The following is a 16,855-nucleotide window of genomic DNA, read 5'->3' on the forward strand; positions in this document are numbered from 1 at the left end:
AGCGCAGACCCCATGCAACTCACTGATATCGACGGCGGCGCCTTGCAGCGTGACGCGCTGGAAGACCTGATCGACCAGCACGGCGGGCCCCTGCGCCTGATTGGCGTCGACCTGAGTGGCGCTGACCTCTCGCGCATGGCGCTGGATCACTGGGTATTCGAACGCTGCATCCTGGTCCAGACGTCTTTCCTCGGTGCGCGCCTGGAAGGCACGCAGTGGAAAAGCTGCCGGGCCGGCCACGCGATTTTCGAGGCGGCGAACCTGTTGGAGGCGCAGTTCCACAGCTGTGACCTGAACAACACCCGTTGGCAGCGCAGCAAGCTGTCCCAGGCGAATTTTGAACACTGCAAATTGACCGGCGCCAACTTCACCCATTGCGCCTCCCTGGGGCTGAGCTTCAGTGAAACCCGCCTGAACAGCGCGTTTCTGTCCGGGTTATCGTTTGCGCGCACCGTGTTGAATAACCTGGACTTCTCCGACAGCGATTTGTCGGAGGCTGATTTTCGCAAGGCCGAACTGATCGACTGCAGCCTCGCCCATGCCCGTATCCACGGCGCCAATTTTGCCGGTGCCGACTTGCGCGGCGCGGATTTGAGCGGGTTTCGCCTCAATGATGCCAAACTGTTCAAAGGCGCCGTGATTTCCAAAGCCCAGGCGTCGATGCTGTTATCCGAGTTGGGCTTGTCCGTTGCCTAAGGTTTTATGAGGGACGTGCCTGCTTTTCGAGGCCCCGCGTGTATCACGATGAATCAGAAAGCGACTACAGAAAAAAATGCTTTAGGGGCATTCACTCAACATTGAGATTTCATCTGTTCTCAATGAGGAGTTCGCCATGATCGAGATGCCACATCCTGCGCAACAGACTTTCAATGCGCCGGTGCTTTCCCCCGGCGTCCTTCAAAACAACAACGTCGCCGAAAACAGCCGGATTGAAGCCAACTTGGGACGGCTCGCCAGTGAAAGCGCTGCGGCCCATAAAACCATTGATGGCTTGCTTGCCAGCCTGATCAAGCTATCTACGTTGGTCGAGGGCAATGAACTCAAAGCCACGGCCAACCTGTTAAGCAGCTACTCCTCGGATCAGCCTCGCTTCGGCGTGATCGGTCAGTTAGGGGCCGGAGGCTTCAGTCGTATCCTTGATGAAGCACGACAGGGCGGCCCACGTGCCCACCGTTCGGGAGACGAGCCTCTGACATTGCGTGAAAAGGCCACGGCTTTTTTCAACTTGAGTAACTCGGCTTATTTTCGAGAAACCCTGGAGCGCATTCACAGTTCAACTGAGCTGAAAGAGCGTGTCGCACCGATTGTCGACGTGCCTTATTTGGAGTCCAAGCAGTTCGGACCTGCCCGAGGCGGCACTAAAGAGCATCCCTTGCCGGAGCAACTCGCGCTTTATACTTTTAGTAATGAAAACACTCAGGATGCCTCGCAGAATTGGCATCTTTATGAATCCATCAAGGATGTAAACGGGCGGCCTGTGCTGAGCAACCCAGCACGCGTGGGTGCCAGCCTGACTAAAGTACAGAACGACTTCCGTGAAGCAACTTCGCAGGGCAGCAACGTCTGGGTGTCGGCCGCGGACCTGAAAGCCGACGACCGGCTGAGTTCGCGGGAGCTTGATTTTGCGCGCTTTAACCCACGCAACCGTGTGGATCGAGATGATGGCCAGTTTGGCTATCAAGGACCGATAAAAAGCCAGGCGGCGCTGCCCTTGGAGCATACCGTGATCCCCCGAGGTAACGGCTTCGCCGTTTGGCAAGTCAAGCAAGGCACCGGCTTTGCCAAGGACGCGGCTTTGCAGCAAAAACCTGTCGTGGCGGGGCCTTCTGGAACCACGGACCGATTTATGACCGCAGCCCGGTTGCTGGGCACTGGGCTGGTCAATACGTTGGGGCTTAACCAGCCAAAGGCTGGCGAGTCGAATGAGCAGGCCGAAGTCAGGGCCCAGCGGGAAATGAAAGAGTTGGTCCGTTGGATGGCTACCGGTTACCTGGTGGATGACAATCATCACTCCATGGTCGAGGTCAACCTGGGTGCCGCCAACCATGGCCTCCCTACCCAGTGGGGGGAGTCGCTCTACCGTGAACCGTTCTCCGGCCCGATTGCAGCCCGCGATTTCACTATTTCCAATTCAGAGGTTATGAATGCCCTGAACAAGCAGGCGCCCGTGAGCACTCATTATGAAAAATTTCGTCATGACCTGCAGGGGGGGAGCCGAGCGAAGGTAATGCCGGACGGGCGGATCATTTGATATCGGGCGCTATAGGCCCTTTAGTCGGCTCAATGGGGTCATCGCAAGCGCCGGTTTACCGCGAGGGCCTTGTTTTGTTCGAGTATGCTGGCCGTTCTGAACAACGGACCTGTCCCAATGCTGGTAATTTCCAACAACGTGCACCTGCCCGATGCCGAAATCGAGCTGACCGCCATCCGCGCCCAGGGCGCCGGTGGGCAGAACGTCAACAAGGTGTCGAGCGCGGTGCATTTGCGCTTTGATATTCCGGCCTCGTCGCTGCCGGAGTTCTACAAGGAGCGGCTGCTGGCGCTGCGCGACAGCCGTATCACCAGCGAAGGCGTGTTGATTCTCAAGGCCCAGCAATACCGGACCCAGGAGCAGAATCGCGCGGATGCGCTGGAGCGTTTGGTGGAGCTGATCCTCAGTGCCACCAAAGTCGAGAAGAAGCGCCGCCCGACCAAGCCGACCCTCGGCTCGAAAAAGCGTCGACTCGAATCCAAGACCAAGCGCGGCAGTATCAAGGCCGGGCGTGGCAAGGTCGACTTCTAGGCGTCGCGCGCTTCGCGGGCCTTCGGCGCCTGGCGGTACAGGTACACGCTGAGCAGCAGGCCACCGAGGGCGGCGAGGGCGGCGAACAGGAAGATCGATGCAAAGCCGAAACCTGCCGCCACCGCTCCGGCCAGCGGCCCGGTGATGCCCAGCGACAGGTCGATGAACAGCGAGTAAGCCCCCACCGCCGACCCGCGGCTGGACGCCGGCACCAGATTGACCGCCTCGACTCCCAGCGCCGGAAACACCAGGGAAAAACCGAAGCCGCTCAACGCCGCGCCGGCCAGGGCCAAGTTCGCATCCGGTGCCAGCCACAGCAACAGCAACCCGAGGATTTCCACCGACAGGCACGCAATCGCCACGCGAAAGCCGCCAATCCGGTTGATCAAGTTGCCGAACAGCAGGCGCGCACCGATAAAACTGGCGCCGAACAGGCTCAGGGCCCACACCGCGTTATCCCAATGCTGGGTGGTGTAATACAAAGTGATAAAGGTGGCGATGGTGCCAAAGCCGATCGAGCCCAGGGCCAGCGCGCAGCCGTGCGGCAGGACCCGGCCCAGCACATTCATGAACGGCAGGCGCACGCCGGCCACGATCGGCGCCGCTTCCTTGTTCCAGGCCAGCAGCAGGCCGATCACCGCCAGCAGGATGATACTGACGCCCATGCTCCACAGCCCCAGGTGGCTGACCAGCAGCACCCCGAGTGGTGCGCCAACCGCCAGCGCGCCGTAGCTGGCGATGCCGTTCCAGGAAATCACCTTGGCCGTGTTCGCCGCCCCCACGCGGCCGATGCCCCAGCCGATGGCGCCCGAGCCGACCAGGCTTTCCGCACTGCCGAGCACCAGGCGGCCGATCAGCAGGCTGCCCAGGCTCACGGCCGGCAAGCTGGAGAACCACGCCGCGAGCAGCATGAACACGCCGCTCAGGCCGCAGCCCACCAGGCCGATCAGCACGGCGCGCTTGCTGCCCAGGTTGTCGATGATTTTGCCTGCGTACGGACGGCTCAGCAGCGTGGCCAGGTATTGCACACTGATCACCAGGCCGGCGATGACCGCGCCGTAGCCCAGCTCACTGTGGACATAGCCGGGCAATACGGCCAGCGGGATGCCGATATTCAGGTAGCCGATAAAGGTGAACAACACGATGGAAACGACTTGCAGCGTGACCGCCATGGGGCGCTGGGTATCTGGCATGGGAGAGGTCCACTGTCGCAGCAGGTAAAGATAGGCGGCTAATGATACCGGGCTTGGGCCGGCGCAGGGCGCTAAAACGCAAAAACGTCAGGTTGGCACTGCGTCAGGCTTGGGAAGGGGCCAGCAATTGCGTGGTAACCAGGGCCGCCAACGCGTTTTCCTGGGTGCCAAAGCGCTTGAGCAGCTTGGCTTGCTTGTCCGCGCTGAGGCGGTTCCACACTTCGACCATCTGCAAGGCAGCGTCGAGTACGGCGGCGTCCGGGGTGTCGGGGAGGGTATCGGTCATGGCAGGTATCTCGGGTGATTCAGGCAGTGTGGAAAGCGCTCAAAGCTGCGCTTTCCACACGGTCTGGTACGGCGTCAGTCCTGGCTTTCGCTGTCGACTGGTGGTGCTTCTTTGGCCTCAGGCTGCTGGTCGCTGGCCTGCTGCGGTGTTGGCTGCTCAGTAGGGTGCAGGCTTGGGAAGGGGAGATTAGGTATCTCGTGCATCGTCGTCGCTCCTCGCAAAGTCTGTTTTTTCAATCGCAGGTGATTCCGCGCTCTCAAAAAGCCTTGGCAGGATACAGCACTGAAAATGACAAAAAGAATTTAATCTCGACCAATGAACGAACTTTCATTGTTTTACGCAAGTGACACGGGGTCACACCTCAGAAGGGCACCTTGCCGAGAATCATGTCGCGGTACATCACAAAATCCCCCAGCAAGCTGTAGAACGGGTGCTGGAAGGTTGCCGGGCGGTTCTTTTCAAAGAAGAAGTGGCCGACCCAGGCGAAGCTGTAGCCGGCAATCGGCACGGCCAGCAGCAAGCCCAACGAGCCTCTGCCGATGGCATACGCGAGGATGCCGATCACCAGGGTGGTGCCGATAAAGTGCAGGCGCCGGCAGGTGCTGTCGGCGTGCTCAGTCAGGTAATACGGGTAAAACTCGGCAAAGCTGTTGAATCGCTTGACGTTTTCCACGGTGACCGGCCCTTTGATTGTTGTGCCGCCCAACAGATGTTCGGCGGGGAGCTTATTTGAGTCTAGAGTGATCAGTGGTAACAGCCAGTGACAATAGATGCCACTTTAGTATCCTTGGCTTCCTGGCTGCCGTTTGAGCCTGCTTTATTAAGAAGACGCCATGAGCGAACGAACAACTTCTGCAAGCTGGGCGATGGGGATAGTCAAGGCGTTGGAAATGGACGGCCTGGATTGCCGCGCCTTGTTCAAGCAACTCGGCCTGGACTACGCCGCGCTCAGCGACCCCGATGCACGCTTCCCACAAGATTCCATGACCCGGCTGTGGCAGCGGGCGGTGGAGGTCTCGGGCAACCCGGCGATTGGCCTGAACATGGGCAAGGTCGTGCGTCCGGCATCGTTTCATGTGGCCGGGTATGCGTTGATGTCCAGCAACACCCTCGCCGAAGGGTTTATGCGCCTGGTGCGCTACCAGCGGATCATCGCCGAAAGCGCCGACCTCAGTTTCCGCCTGCTCCCCGAAGGTTACGCGCTGATCCTCACCGTGCATGGCGATCACCTGCCGCCCACCCGGCAAAGCGCCGAAGCCTCGCTGGCGAGTGCCCTGGCGCTGTGTGGCTGGCTGACCGGGCGCACCCTGCAACCGCGCAAGGTGCTGCTGCAAGGCGATCAACCGGTGGACCTGGCGCCCTACAAACAAGCGTTCCATGCTCCGCTGGAATTCAATGCGCCGTATGACGCGCTGATCTTCGAACGCGCCGACATGGACGCGCCGCTGCCCACGGCCAACGAGGCCATGGCGCTGCTGCACGATCGGTTTGCCGGTGAGTACCTGGCGCGTTTCTCGGAAAGCCGTGTGACGCACAAGGCGCGTCAGGTGCTGTGCCGCCTGTTGCCACAGGGCGAGCCCAAGCGTGAAGTGGTGGCCCAGACCCTGCACCTGTCCCAGCGCACGTTGCAGCGGCGCTTGCAGGAAGAGGGCACCAGTTTCCAGACCCTGCTCGATGACACCCGCCGCGAATTGGCCGAGCAGTACCTCGCACAGCCGAGCATGACCCTGCTGGAAATCGCCTACCTGCTGGGGTTTGCCGACCCGAGCAACTTCTTTCGCGCGTTTCGCCGCTGGTTCGATGCCACGCCCGGCGAATACCGGGCGCGGTTGCAGGATGCGTCGACGGTCAGTGACGCCAAAATGCCGGAATGCACAGAACAAAGACTGTAATGATCTCCAGTCGGCCCAGCAGCATGCCCAGCGACAGGATCCATTTGGCCGCATCCGGCAGGCTGGCGAAATTGCCCGCCGGGCCGATGGTCTCGCCCAGCCCCGGGCCGACGCCGGACACGGTGCTGGCGGCGCCGGTCAGCGCCGTCATCCAGTCCAGGCCCAGCAGCGACAAGGCCAGGGCGATGGCGCAGATGGTGATGGCGAAGAAAAACGAGAACGTCAGGATCGAACGCACGATCTCTTCGTCGAGGCGGTGGCCGTTGTACTTCTGCTTGATCACCGCCCGTGGGTGAATCAGCTGGTTCAAGTTGGCCTTGAGCAGGATGTAGGCGACCTGGAAACGGAAGATCTTGATCCCGCCCGCCGTGGAGCCGGAGCAGCCGCCGACAAATCCCAGGTAGAAGAACAGCATCAGCGAGAAGTTGCCCCAAATGCTGTAGTCCCCCAGTGCAAAGCCGGTGGTGGTGACCACCGAGGTGACGTTCACCGCCACATGGCGCAGCGCGTCGAGCCAATGCAAATCGGTGGTCCACCAGTACCAGGTGCCGAGCACCAGCCAGGTCACCACCAGCAAACCGAGCAGGCCTTGCACCTGCTGGTCCTTGATCAACGCACGGCGGTTGCCGCGCAGGGTCGCCACGTACAGGGTGAACGGCAGGCTGCCGAGGATCATCACCACCACCGCGACCCAGTGCACCGCGGGCTGTTTCCAGTGGGCCAGGGATTCGTCGGAGGTGGAGAATCCACCGGTGGAAATCGCCGACATTGCATGGTTGATCGCGTCGAACAGGCCCATGCCGGCCCACCAGAACGCCAGGCTGCCAAGGATGGTGATGCCCACGTACGCCGCCACGATCAGCCGCGCCACCATGTGCGAGCGGGGCATGACTTTTTCCGAGCGGTCCGAGGATTCGGTCTGGAACAGGCGCATGCCGCCGATACGCAGCAGCGGCAGGATCGCCACCGCCATGCCGATAAAGCCGATGCCGCCGAGCCAGTGCAGCAGCGAGCGCCACATCAGGATGCCCGGGGACATGGTGTCCAGCCCGCTCAGCACAGTGGAACCGGTGGCGGTGATGCCGGACATGCTTTCGAAGAACGAGTCTGTGTAGCTGATGTGCTGGGTCAGCAGAAACGGCAGCGCGGCGAACACGCACACCACCACCCAACTGCTGACCGTGAGCAAGTACATGTCGCGCGGGCGCAGGTGCACATGTTCGGGGCGGCCGGGAATCACCAGGGCCAAACCGGCAATAAAGGTGATCAGGCTGGCCCAGAGGAACGAGGGCAGGTCACTGGTGCGTTCGAAGATCACCAGGGTGGCCATTGGCACGACCATGGCGATCGCGAGGGTGATCAGGAAGATGCCGATGATGAAACCGATGATGCGTAGGGTCGGCAACGCCATGAAGTTCGCTCGGGGGTTGAGGGTGGCGCCATTCTACCTGCGGTGCAGTGCATGTAAACCGGGGTACGCGCCGCAACGCGGTTCAACGGTGGAAGCTGGCTTGCCTGCGATAGTCGTGTATCAGTCGATCAAGGGATGACTGGCCCACCGCTATCGCAGGCAAGCCAGCTCCCACACGGGTATAAAAAAGGCGACCCGAAGGTCGCCTTTTTCACCACCGCACTGATCAGAACTCGTGATCAGCGTTATCCGGGTTCAGGTCGCTGATGCCCAGCTTGCCTGCGGCTGCTTCAATCGAACCGGTCTGCTTGACCAGTGCGGCGATCGCTTCACGCACGATCTGGTTGCCGGCTTCGTTGCCAGCGGCGATCAGTTGGTCGTAGTGCTCGCCGTTTTTGGCGTGGTCAACCATGACCTGGATCTTCGCTTCGGTCGCCGCCAGGTCCGCCTTCAGGGCGGTGTCGGCAGCTGGATCAGCCTTGGCCACCAGGGACGACAGGCTGGCGCCGGTCAGCTTGGTGCCATCGACGCGGGTGTACTCGCCCAGGTAGACGTTGCGGATGCCCTTGGCGTCGTAGAAATGCGAGTTGTGGGTGTTATCGCTGAAGCAATCTTGCTCGTCTTCCGGCGAGTTGGCTTCCAGCGAAACCTTCATGCGTTCACCGGCCAGCTCGCCCAGGGACAGGCTGCCCATGCCGAACAACATTTTGCGCAGGCCGTCGGTGGCAGGTTCTGCCTCCAGGGTGGCGCGGTAGTTGTCTTCGACGTTGGGTTTCCAGTTGCCGACCATTTCTTCCAGGTCGCTGACCAGCAGTTGGGTCACGGCGCTCAGGTAGGCGCGGCGACGCTCGTTGTGGCCGCCGGTGGCGCCGTCACCTGTCAGGTAGTCCGAGGCAGGACGGTTGCCGGCGCCAGGGCCGGTGCCGTTCAGGTCCTGGCCCCAGAGCAGGAATTCGATGGCGTGGTAGCCGGTGGCGACGTTGGCTTCGGAACCGCCCAGCTCATTGAGGCTGGCGAGTTTTTCCGGGGTGATGTCCTTCACGTCGACCTTGTCTTCGCCGACCTGGATCTCGGTGTTGGCGATGATGTTGGCAGTCGCACCCGGGTTACCCAGGGCGTGTTCGTAGGATTTGTCGACGTAGTCGATCAGGCCTTCGTCCAGCGGCCATGCGTTCACCTGGCCTTCCCAGTCATCAATGATGGTGTTGCCGAAGCGGAACACTTCGCTCTGCAGGTACGGCACGCGGGCGGCGATCCAGGCGTCGCGCGCGGCTTTCAGCGTGTCGGCGTTCGGCTTGGCGAGGAAGGCGTCGATGGCGGTTTGCAGGGTCTTCGCAGTGGACTCGGCATCGCTGTAGACCGCGAACACCATGTCTGCGTAATGCGCGACCACGGCCTTGGCGGCCGCTTCGTCGACCTGGCCGGCAGGGGTGGCAGCCGCTGGAGCGGTGGTGCTGGCAGCCGGGGTCGGCGCCTGGGGCGCTGCGGCCTTGTCTTTACCTTCGCCGCAACCGGCGAGAGAAATGGCAATGGCCAGCAGACTGGCGGTGGCCAGGGGCATACGAATCATGGCGAACATCCTGCTTCGGTTGTTGATAGGGCGCGCGGGGGAGCGCAAAAAAGCTGCGACATAATGCGAAAGATTTGCATTTTGTGTAAAGGGTTATACGAGGGAAATATTTAGTATCGATTCGAGCGCTCAGAGAATCACTTCGCTATTACGCTCCGACTGCTTCAAAAAAGCCGCCAACTCCCGGGCCTGCAAGGGTTTGCTGTAGTGATAGCCCTGACCTTCATGGCAGCCTTCGGAGATGATGTAGGCCTCCTGCTCGGCGGTTTCCACGCCTTCGGCGATCACTTGCATGCCCAGGCTTTTGCCCAACTGGATGATGGCCCGCACGATGGTGGCGTCGTCGTCATCGTCCAGCAGGTCCTGGACGAAGCTCTTGTCGATCTTGATTTTGTCCAGCGGCAGGCTCTTGAGGTAGCTCAGGGATGAATAGCCGGTGCCGAAGTCATCAATCGCAATCAACGCTCCGGAACGGCGCAGGCTCAGCAAGTGCTGGGCAGCGGTGCTGATGTCTTCCATCAGGCCGGTCTCGGTGACTTCCAGTTCCAGGCTGCGCGGCGGCAGGCGGTAGATCTGCATCAGGTTGTTGACCACCCGTGGCAGCTCGGCGTGGTGCAACTGCACGGTGGACAGGTTGACCGCCATGCGCAGGCCGATGAAGCCCAGGTCGTGCCATTCGCGCAACTGGCGGCAGGCCTGGTCCAGCACCCATTCACCAATCGGGATGATGGTGCCGTTCTGCTCCGCCAGCGGGATAAACAGGTCGGGCGGCACCAGGCCGTGTTCCGGGTGTTGCCAGCGGATCAGTGCTTCCACGCCGACCACGCGGTGGTCGCGGTAGCTGATCTGCGGCTGGTACACCAGGTGAAACTGGTCGCGACTGAGGGCGTCGCGCAGGTCTTTCTCCAGCTCGCGGCGGCGGCGCATTTCACTGTCGACGCTGGCGATATAGAACTGATAGCGGTTGCGCGAACGGCTCTTGGCCAGGGTCATGGTCTGTTCGGCTTTCTGCAGCAACTTCTCGGTGCTGTCGCCATCTTCCGGGAACAACGTGATACCGATGGTGGCGCGCAGGCGGATTTCCTCGTGATCGAGGGCGAATTCCGCCTCCAGGTCATCGAGGATACTTTGCGCCAGCTCCGCGGCTTCGTAGGGCTGGTCGATATCGGCCTGCACCAGGGCGAACTGGTCGCCACCCAGGCGGGCCAGGGCGCCGAGTCGGCCGCTGTGGGCGCGCAGGCGATCAGCCAGGGCCAGCAGCAATTTGTCGCCGGCCTGATAGGTGAACTGCTCGTTGATGCTTTTGAAGTCATCGAGGCCCACGCACAACACCGCCACGCGGCGTTGGCGACGACCGGCATCGATCAGGATTTTGTCCAGTTGCTCCTGCAGTTTCTGGCGATTCGGCAGGCCGGTGAGGAAGTCGTACTGGGCCATGCGCAGCAGGCTGCTTTCCGCTTCATGGCGCAGGTGGGTATTGCGTTCGATGGATTCGAGCAATTGGTTGGCGGTATTGATCCACAACCCCAGTTCGTTGCGCTCATGGCCCTTGAGCTGCGGGATCTTGTGCTCGCTGGGCCGGTCGGGGTTGATCGAGGTCAGGTGTTCGATAATCCGCGACAACGGTTTGGTCAGCAGCCAGTGATAGACCAGGTACAGCACCAGGCCCATGGCCAGGGCGCGCAGCACCCCGGAAATGAAGATGATCACCGAATTGACGATAAACCCCTGGCCATAGGTGGCGGTGTCGAGGGTGATACTGAGGTCGCCGTAATACTCGCTGTAGGGGCCTTTGCCGACCAGGGGCGTGGTGAAGGTGCGTTCCTGGCCCAGGATCAGGTCGGTAAGCCAGCGGCTGGGGGCCTGCTGCAGGGCGCGGCTCTTTTCGGCCAGCATGGTTTCGTTGGGGTGGCCGATGGACGCCATGCGCACCGCGTCGTCCTGGAACAGCCCCTCGATGACCTGCATGCCCATCTCGCGGTCCAGGCTGTAGACGGCCTGCGTCGAGGGGTCGCGAAACATGTCGAGGATGCGCTGGGCATCGCCGGCCACGGCCTGGCGCGTCTTATAGGCATCGAAAACGATCTGCGCCACGCTCAGCGCCACGCCCACGATCAATGCCGACAGCAGCACAACCCGTAGCAACTTCACCGACAAGCTGTTCTTGAGTTCCAGCTTCAAAGGGTCATTCCTTGTTCCATGCGGGTGGCCTCAATATGCCATGAGTATTGGCAATCCCGTGAGGGCAGTCAAAGGGACATTGCGGCTGACGGTACTTTGCGGCGTTGAGGGAGCCAGGGGCGGGGGATGTTGGCGGGTGCGAGGGGAAATGGAAGGCGGTCAATCAGGCGAGTGACGGGGACGGGGAGGGGCTGCGTTTTTCGCCTCCCTGGAAGCCCAGGGAAGCGAGCGCTGCGGCCTTTACCCGGCGGGTACCTGGTTTGGGTTGTCTTTTTGGGCGTCTGTCATGGATTGAGCCAGCGACGAGGCTGTATTCATTAACGTCCCCACGGCTTTGGTCCCGAGGTCTATTGCCATCGGGGCGGCGGTTGCGATTAGGGGGGCCGCCAATGCTGCTGCACCTACTCCTGCGATTGCCATGATTACACTCTCCAACATCAATCAAGAGGGACATTCCTCCTGCCGCCTGGGTGGTCATTGCGTGTCGTTGAGTTCCATGGGGCTTTGCCTGCCCTTGCGCTTGAACCAACGGCCACAAAAAAGCCCGGCACAGGGCCGGGCTTTTTCTACTGCAAGGGTTGCTTAGGCAGTGAAGGTCTTGCCTTCGAACTGCTCAGCCACGAACTTCCAGTTGACCAGGTTCCAGAACGCTTCCACATACTTCGGACGCACGTTGCGGTAGTCGATGTAGTAGGCGTGTTCCCAGACGTCGCAGGTCAGCAGCGGGGTGTCGCCGTTGGTCAGCGGGTTGCCGGCGCCGATGGTGCTGGCCAGGGCCAGGGAACCGTCAGCCTTTTTCACCAGCCAGCCCCAACCGGAACCGAAGGTGCCGACGGACGTCTTGGTGAACTCTTCCTTGAACTTGTCGAACGAACCGAAGGCTGCGTTGATGGCTTCAGCCAGTGCGCCGGTCGGTTGGCCACCGGCGTTTGGCGCCAGGCAGTTCCAGTAGAAGGTGTGGTTCCAGACCTGAGCGGCGTTGTTGAAGATGCCGCCCGAAGAGGATTTGACGATCTCTTCCAGGGTCTTGCCTTCGAACTCGGTGCCAGGCACCAGGTTGTTCAGGTTCACGACATAGGTGTTGTGGTGCTTGTCGTGGTGGTATTCCAAGGTTTCCTTGGAGATGTGCGGCTGCAGGGCATCGTGTGCGTAGGGCAGCGGCGGCAATTCGAAAGCCATGATGATTCTCCTAATCAGGTCAGTTGCGGTGAGCGCAAGGCCGATCACGGGCGGCCAAACAAGCGCCGGGGAGTTTGTACTCTTTGCGGCGCAGGGTCCGGATCATAGCACCGGGGGTGCGGCAAAACCACGCAACAACTGTGTGGGATAGAGGTTCCAGAGCGTTTTGGAATATTCCTCAAGCGCTGATCAATTGGTAGGCCACGCTGAACATCATCACCGCCACCAACAGGTCCAGCAGGCGCCACGTCGCCGGGCGTGCCAGCCAGGGCGCCAACCAGGCCGCGCCGAGTGCCAGCGTGGCGAACCACAGGAATGAAGCACTGGCGGCGCCGGCCACGTAGGCGCCCGGTTCGGTTTGTTGGGCGCCCAATGAGCCGATCAGCAGCACCGTGTCCAGGTACACGTGGGGGTTGAGCAATGTCACGGCCAGGGCGCTGAGCAATACCGCGCGTAACGAGCGCATCTTGACGTGATTGCCTTGCTCCAGGCTTTGCCTGGAAAACGCCCGACGCAGCGCCAACGTGCCGTACCACAACAGGAATGCCGCGCCGCCCCAGCGGGCGATGGCCAGCAGCAGCGGGTTTTGCGCGAGCACCGTGGCCAGGCCGAAGACACCGGCCGCAACCAGGATGGCATCGCATACGATGCAGAGCGCTGCTACGGGCAGGTGATGTTCGCGGCGCAGGCTTTGCGCGAGGACAAAGGCGTTCTGCGTCCCGATCGCCATGATCAGGCCGAGCGCCACCAACAGGCCATTCAGATAGCTTTGCCACATACGCTTTACTCCGCGTCCGTCGCCAACTGGCGCAGTACATTCATGGCGCGCTCGGCATCCGCGCGGCCGACAAACAGGTGATCGTGGTAGTAGCCGGCAATCACGTTGCAACTGATCCCGGCCTTGCCCAGGGCGCTGGCAAACGCGGCAGTCAGGCCCACGGCTTCGAGCGCCGAGTGCACATTCAAGGTGATCCACGCCGCCACATAGTCGAAGGCCAATCCTGCCGTTTCGGCCTGCTGGCGTTCCAGGATCAGCGTCAGGCCTTCCTGCTCGCGGAAGCTGCCAATCACCTCGCAACCCGCGGGGATGCGGTGATCGGGCAGGGTGCAGAATACGTAGTCACCCTCGTTCAGGTGCGGGCTCATGCTGCGCAACAGTGTTGCTAGGGCGGTTTCGCCGGCCATGGGAGGTTTCCTTATAAAGAGAGAAGCGATGCTGGCTATTCTCATGGCGCAGGCTGTATAAGAAAAACCAATATTGCTGATCGCTCATTAGAGAAACTGATGTTCGACTATAAATTGCTCTCCGCCCTGGCGGCGGTGGTGGAACAGGCCGGCTTCGAGCGCGGCGCACAAGTGCTGGGGCTCTCGCAGTCGGCGATTTCCCAGCGGATCAAATTGCTTGAGGCACGCATCGGCCAGCCGGTGCTGGTACGGGCCACGCCGCCGACGCCCACGGATGTCGGGCGGCGGCTGCTCAACCATGTGCAGCAGGTGCGGCTGCTGGAGCGCGATCTGCAGAGCCAGGTGCCGGCGTTGGACGAGGAGGGCATGCCCGAACGTCTGCGCATCGCGCTGAATGCCGACAGCCTGGCCACCTGGTGGGCCGAGGCGGTCAGCGGGTTTTGTGCCGAGCAGCACTTGTTGCTGGACCTGGTGGTGGAAGACCAGACCGTCGGCCTCAAGCGCATGCGTGCCGGCGAAGTGGCCGCCTGCATCTGCGCCAGCGAGCGCCCGGTGGCCGGTGCGCGCAGCCTGTTGCTCGGTGCCATGCGCTATCGGGCGTTGGCCAGCCCGGCATTTATTGCGCGGCATTTTCCTACGGGCGTACGCGCCGACCAGTTGGCGCGCACGCCCGCGCTGGTGTTTGGCCCGGATGATTTTTTGCAGCATCGCTACCTGGCGTCCCTCGGTGTGGACGGCGGTTTCGAACACCATTTATGCCCCTCGTCCGAAGGCTTTATCCGCCTCACTGAAGCCGGGCTTGGCTGGGGCCTGGTGCCGGAATTGCAGGTGCGCGACCAGTTGGAACGGGGCGTGCTGGTGGAGTTATTGCCAGATAAGCCCATTGATGTGCCGTTGTACTGGCATCATTGGCGCAGTGGCGGGCAGCTGTTGGGCCTGCTGACCGACCATCTGGCCCAGGCATGTGGGCAATGGTTGGTGCCCTATCAGCAGTAGCTGGCGTCAAGCTGCAAGAGAAAAGCTTGCAGATCGTATTTAATTTGCAACTGATAGCTTGAAGCTTGCAGTTGCATCCGTAGGAGGCTCCATGAAAGTTCTGGTCACCGGCGCAAGCGGCTTCATCGGCGGGCGCTTTGCGCGTTTCGCCCTGGAGCAGGGCCTGGACGTGCGGGTCAACGGGCGACGCGCCGAGGGTGTGGAACACCTGGTCAGGCGCGGCGCCGAGTTTATCCAGGGTGATTTGAATGATGCCGACCTGGTGCGCGACCTGTGCCGCGATGTCGAAGCCGTGGTGCATTGCGCCGGCGCCGTCGGGCTGTGGGGCAAATATCAGGATTTTCACCAGGGCAATGTGCTGGTCACGGAAAACGTGGTCGAGGCGTGCCTCAAGCAACAGGTCGGGCGCCTGGTGCACCTGTCCTCGCCGTCGATCTACTTCGATGGGCGCGACCATCTCGGGCTGACCGAAGAGCAGGTGCCCAAGCGCTTCAAGCATCCGTATGCCGCGACCAAATACCTGGCGGAGCAAAAAGTCTTCGGTGCCCAGGAGTTCGGCCTCGAAGTCATCGCGCTGCGCCCGCGTTTTGTGACCGGCGCCGGCGACATGAGCATTTTCCCGCGCCTGCTGAAAATGCAGCGCAAGAACCGCCTGGCCATCGTCGGCGACGGCCTCAACAAGGTCGATTTCACCAGCGTACACAACCTCAACGAAGCGCTGCTTGGCAGTTTGCTCGCGCCCGGTTCGGCGTTGGGCAGGGCCTACAACATCAGCAACGGCGCTCCGGTGCCGGTGTGGGATGTGGTGAATTACGTCATGCGCCAAATGCAGTTGCCCCAAGTGACGCGTTATCGCTCCTACGGCCTGTCCTACAGCGTCGCCGCGCTCAATGAAGCCTTCTGCGCGATGTGGCCGGGTCGACCGGAACCGGCGTTGTCGCGCTTGGGCATGCAGGTCATGAACAAAGATTTCACCCTCGACATCAGCCGCGCCAGGCATTATCTGGACTACGAGCCCAAGGTCAGCCTGTGGACTGCCCTCGACGAGTTCTGCAGTTGGTGGAAGGCCCAGGAACCGGGGTTGAAGTAAGCTCACAACCAGCAACACATCGGGAACCGAATTCGTGGTTCCGGGTCGATCAGTGCGGCGGGCCTGCGGTTTATACTCCCCACGCTCGGCTCCCCCGCTAGCCACCTCACCGATTCAGGGTTGATTCATGCGCAACGATGCCAACGACGACTTCGACAACGTTCCCAGCCTGCGGGCCGATCACGGGGATGACGATGATTTCGAACCGACTCCCGCCACCTCGGTGCGTTCGCGCAACACGCCCGTGGTCAAGGTCAAGAGCGCCAGCACCGGCCCGTTGTGGGCATTGATCGGCGCCCTGCTGATCGCCTTCGCCGGCCTGGCGTGGTGGAGCTTCCAGCAGATCTCATTGATGGGCCAGCAACTGGTCGCCACCCAGGAAAGCTTTGCGCGCATCAGCGAAGAAGCGGCAGGGCGGCTGCAGGATATTTCCGGCAAGGTCGTGGCCAGCGAGGCCAGCGTGAACAACGGCAGCGAAGCGCTCAAATTGCAGATCAAGCAGCTGGAAACCCAGTTGCTGGAGCAGGGCAAGCAGCAAGTGGGCGTGGCCGGCCAGGCCACCGAGCTGGACAAACGCCTGGCACAGATGACCGCGAGCACCACCGACCTGTCCAACGCCAACACCCGGCTGCAAGGCCAGGTGCAAGCGCTGACCGATGCCGTGGCGACGCTCAAGGCGGCGCAGGGCGATACCGGCAAGCGTGATGCCGAAATCAAGGAGCTCGCTGCGGACGTCGCGGCGCTGAAAAAGCAGGGCAGCCCGAGCGCCGCCATCGCGCGTATCGAGCAGGACCTGGTGGTGCTCAAGAGTGCCCAGGACAATCAGCCGGCCAACAGCGATGCGCCGACCAATAAAGAGTTCGACGTGTTCCGCATCCAGACCACGCGCAACATCACCACCCTGCAGAGCCAGGTGCAGAACCTGAACCAGCGCCTCAACGCGCCGGCGACTGCCACACCGCTCGGCCAGTAGACACCACCAGGGCTGGTCGGTTGTGAAACGGTTAAAACTGTAGGAACGGGCCTGTCAGCGATGGCGGTGCATCAGGGACCCGCCACCCTGCAGGCAACCCGGTTCCCACCGTCCATG

Annotated in this window: 16 protein-coding genes; 7 read left to right on the top strand and 9 right to left on the bottom strand. The window is 61.6% G+C overall.

What is annotated here, in order from left to right:
- The first annotated feature begins 12 nt into the window (after positions 1-12).
- From C9990_RS06150 to arfB, 3 genes are all read left to right on the top strand, one after another.
- The gene (locus tag C9990_RS06150) at positions 13-696 is read left to right on the top strand and encodes a pentapeptide repeat-containing protein (protein ID WP_106802766.1); all 684 of its coding nucleotides are present in this window, start codon (positions 13-15) and stop codon (positions 694-696) included.
- A 136-nt stretch (positions 697-832) separates the two neighbouring features.
- Positions 833-2,251, top strand: coding sequence for a type III effector (locus tag C9990_RS06155; protein WP_106802767.1), 1,419 nt, complete (start codon positions 833-835; stop codon positions 2,249-2,251).
- 117 nt (positions 2,252-2,368) lie between these two features.
- Positions 2,369-2,782 carry an alternative ribosome rescue aminoacyl-tRNA hydrolase ArfB gene (gene arfB, locus C9990_RS06160; RefSeq protein WP_065908949.1) on the top strand — a complete coding sequence of 138 codons (414 nt, stop codon included), beginning with the start codon at positions 2,369-2,371 and terminating at the stop codon, positions 2,780-2,782.
- Here arfB and C9990_RS06165 read toward each other — a convergent pair.
- The 3 genes from C9990_RS06165 to C9990_RS06175 form a co-directional block, all read right to left on the bottom strand.
- Positions 2,779-3,975, bottom strand: coding sequence for an MFS transporter (locus C9990_RS06165; RefSeq protein ID WP_065908952.1), 1,197 nt, complete (start codon positions 3,973-3,975; stop codon positions 2,779-2,781). The two genes, arfB and C9990_RS06165, sit on opposite strands and share 4 nt — an antisense overlap.
- A gap of 103 nt (positions 3,976-4,078) precedes the next feature.
- Positions 4,079-4,261 (bottom strand): hypothetical protein, encoded by a 183-nt coding sequence (locus C9990_RS06170; protein WP_065908954.1) that lies wholly within the window; start codon positions 4,259-4,261, stop codon positions 4,079-4,081.
- Between the two features lie 361 nt (positions 4,262-4,622).
- Positions 4,623-4,934, bottom strand: a complete 312-nt coding sequence (locus C9990_RS06175; RefSeq protein ID WP_065909861.1) for a DUF962 domain-containing protein — start codon at positions 4,932-4,934, stop codon at positions 4,623-4,625.
- A 160-nt stretch (positions 4,935-5,094) separates the two neighbouring features.
- Between C9990_RS06175 and C9990_RS06180 the strand changes: the two genes are divergently transcribed.
- Positions 5,095-6,153 carry an AraC family transcriptional regulator gene (locus C9990_RS06180; protein WP_106802768.1) on the top strand — a complete coding sequence of 353 codons (1,059 nt, stop codon included), beginning with the start codon at positions 5,095-5,097 and terminating at the stop codon, positions 6,151-6,153.
- On the opposite strand, the gene C9990_RS06185 is transcribed toward C9990_RS06180, so the two are convergent.
- The 6 genes from C9990_RS06185 to C9990_RS06215 all read right to left on the bottom strand — a co-directional run bounded on the left by C9990_RS06185 (position 6,110) and on the right by C9990_RS06215 (position 13,679).
- The gene (locus tag C9990_RS06185) at positions 6,110-7,564 is read right to left on the bottom strand and encodes a TrkH family potassium uptake protein (protein ID WP_065908958.1); all 1,455 of its coding nucleotides are present in this window, start codon (positions 7,562-7,564) and stop codon (positions 6,110-6,112) included. The two genes, C9990_RS06180 and C9990_RS06185, sit on opposite strands and share 44 nt — an antisense overlap.
- Positions 7,565-7,790: 226 nt before the next feature.
- Positions 7,791-9,134, bottom strand: a complete 1,344-nt coding sequence (locus C9990_RS06190; protein ID WP_106802769.1) for an imelysin family protein — start codon at positions 9,132-9,134, stop codon at positions 7,791-7,793.
- Positions 9,135-9,263: 129 nt separating this feature from the next.
- Positions 9,264-11,315 (bottom strand): bifunctional diguanylate cyclase/phosphodiesterase, encoded by a 2,052-nt coding sequence (locus C9990_RS06195; protein ID WP_106802770.1) that lies wholly within the window; start codon positions 11,313-11,315, stop codon positions 9,264-9,266.
- Positions 11,316-11,897: 582 nt separating this feature from the next.
- Positions 11,898-12,494, bottom strand: a complete 597-nt coding sequence (locus tag C9990_RS06205) for a superoxide dismutase (RefSeq protein WP_003175739.1) — start codon at positions 12,492-12,494, stop codon at positions 11,898-11,900.
- 178 nt (positions 12,495-12,672) lie between these two features.
- The gene (locus tag C9990_RS06210) at positions 12,673-13,272 is read right to left on the bottom strand and encodes a LysE/ArgO family amino acid transporter (protein WP_065908966.1); all 600 of its coding nucleotides are present in this window, start codon (positions 13,270-13,272) and stop codon (positions 12,673-12,675) included.
- A gap of 5 nt (positions 13,273-13,277) precedes the next feature.
- Positions 13,278-13,679, bottom strand: coding sequence for an ACT domain-containing protein (locus tag C9990_RS06215; protein WP_065908968.1), 402 nt, complete (start codon positions 13,677-13,679; stop codon positions 13,278-13,280).
- A gap of 99 nt (positions 13,680-13,778) precedes the next feature.
- Here C9990_RS06215 and C9990_RS06220 point away from each other — a divergent pair, with 99 nt between their 5' ends.
- From C9990_RS06220 to C9990_RS06230, 3 genes are all read left to right on the top strand, one after another.
- A complete protein-coding gene (locus tag C9990_RS06220; RefSeq protein ID WP_106802772.1) occupies positions 13,779-14,675 on the top strand; it encodes a LysR family transcriptional regulator ArgP in 897 nt (298 codons plus the stop codon).
- Between the two features lie 91 nt (positions 14,676-14,766).
- Positions 14,767-15,765: an NAD(P)-dependent oxidoreductase gene (locus C9990_RS06225; RefSeq protein WP_106802773.1), complete on the top strand. Its 999-nt coding sequence runs from the start codon at positions 14,767-14,769 to the stop codon at positions 15,763-15,765.
- 127 nt (positions 15,766-15,892) lie between these two features.
- Complete coding sequence (locus tag C9990_RS06230) at positions 15,893-16,738, top strand: ATPase (RefSeq protein WP_106802774.1); 846 nt, start codon at positions 15,893-15,895, stop codon at positions 16,736-16,738.
- Positions 16,739-16,855 lie beyond the last annotated feature (117 nt).

Source organism: Pseudomonas sp. S5D5, assembly GCF_003013355.1.
Taxonomy (GTDB): Bacteria; Pseudomonadota; Gammaproteobacteria; order Pseudomonadales; family Pseudomonadaceae; genus Aquipseudomonas; species Aquipseudomonas aylmerensis.

What these genes read in the sequence shown, in the direction of transcription:
- C9990_RS06150 (WP_106802766.1), top strand. Translation starts at nt 13, where the DNA reads ATGCAACTCACTGATATCGACGGCGGCGCCTTGCAGCGTGACGCGCTG.
- C9990_RS06230 (WP_106802774.1), top strand. Translation starts at nt 15,893, where the DNA reads ATGCGCAACGATGCCAACGACGACTTCGACAACGTTCCCAGCCTGCGG.
- C9990_RS06220 (WP_106802772.1), top strand. Translation starts at nt 13,779, where the DNA reads ATGTTCGACTATAAATTGCTCTCCGCCCTGGCGGCGGTGGTGGAACAG.
- C9990_RS06155 (WP_106802767.1), top strand. Translation starts at nt 833, where the DNA reads ATGATCGAGATGCCACATCCTGCGCAACAGACTTTCAATGCGCCGGTG.
- C9990_RS06170 (WP_065908954.1), bottom strand. Translation starts at nt 4,261, where the DNA reads ATGACCGATACCCTCCCCGACACCCCGGACGCCGCCGTACTCGACGCT.
- C9990_RS06225 (WP_106802773.1), top strand. Translation starts at nt 14,767, where the DNA reads ATGAAAGTTCTGGTCACCGGCGCAAGCGGCTTCATCGGCGGGCGCTTT.
- C9990_RS06205 (WP_003175739.1), bottom strand. Translation starts at nt 12,494, where the DNA reads ATGGCTTTCGAATTGCCGCCGCTGCCCTACGCACACGATGCCCTGCAG.
- C9990_RS06210 (WP_065908966.1), bottom strand. Translation starts at nt 13,272, where the DNA reads ATGTGGCAAAGCTATCTGAATGGCCTGTTGGTGGCGCTCGGCCTGATC.
- C9990_RS06185 (WP_065908958.1), bottom strand. Translation starts at nt 7,564, where the DNA reads ATGGCGTTGCCGACCCTACGCATCATCGGTTTCATCATCGGCATCTTC.
- C9990_RS06215 (WP_065908968.1), bottom strand. Translation starts at nt 13,679, where the DNA reads ATGGCCGGCGAAACCGCCCTAGCAACACTGTTGCGCAGCATGAGCCCG.
- arfB (WP_065908949.1), top strand. Translation starts at nt 2,369, where the DNA reads ATGCTGGTAATTTCCAACAACGTGCACCTGCCCGATGCCGAAATCGAG.
- C9990_RS06165 (WP_065908952.1), bottom strand. Translation starts at nt 3,975, where the DNA reads ATGCCAGATACCCAGCGCCCCATGGCGGTCACGCTGCAAGTCGTTTCC.
- C9990_RS06190 (WP_106802769.1), bottom strand. Translation starts at nt 9,134, where the DNA reads ATGATTCGTATGCCCCTGGCCACCGCCAGTCTGCTGGCCATTGCCATT.
- C9990_RS06180 (WP_106802768.1), top strand. Translation starts at nt 5,095, where the DNA reads ATGAGCGAACGAACAACTTCTGCAAGCTGGGCGATGGGGATAGTCAAG.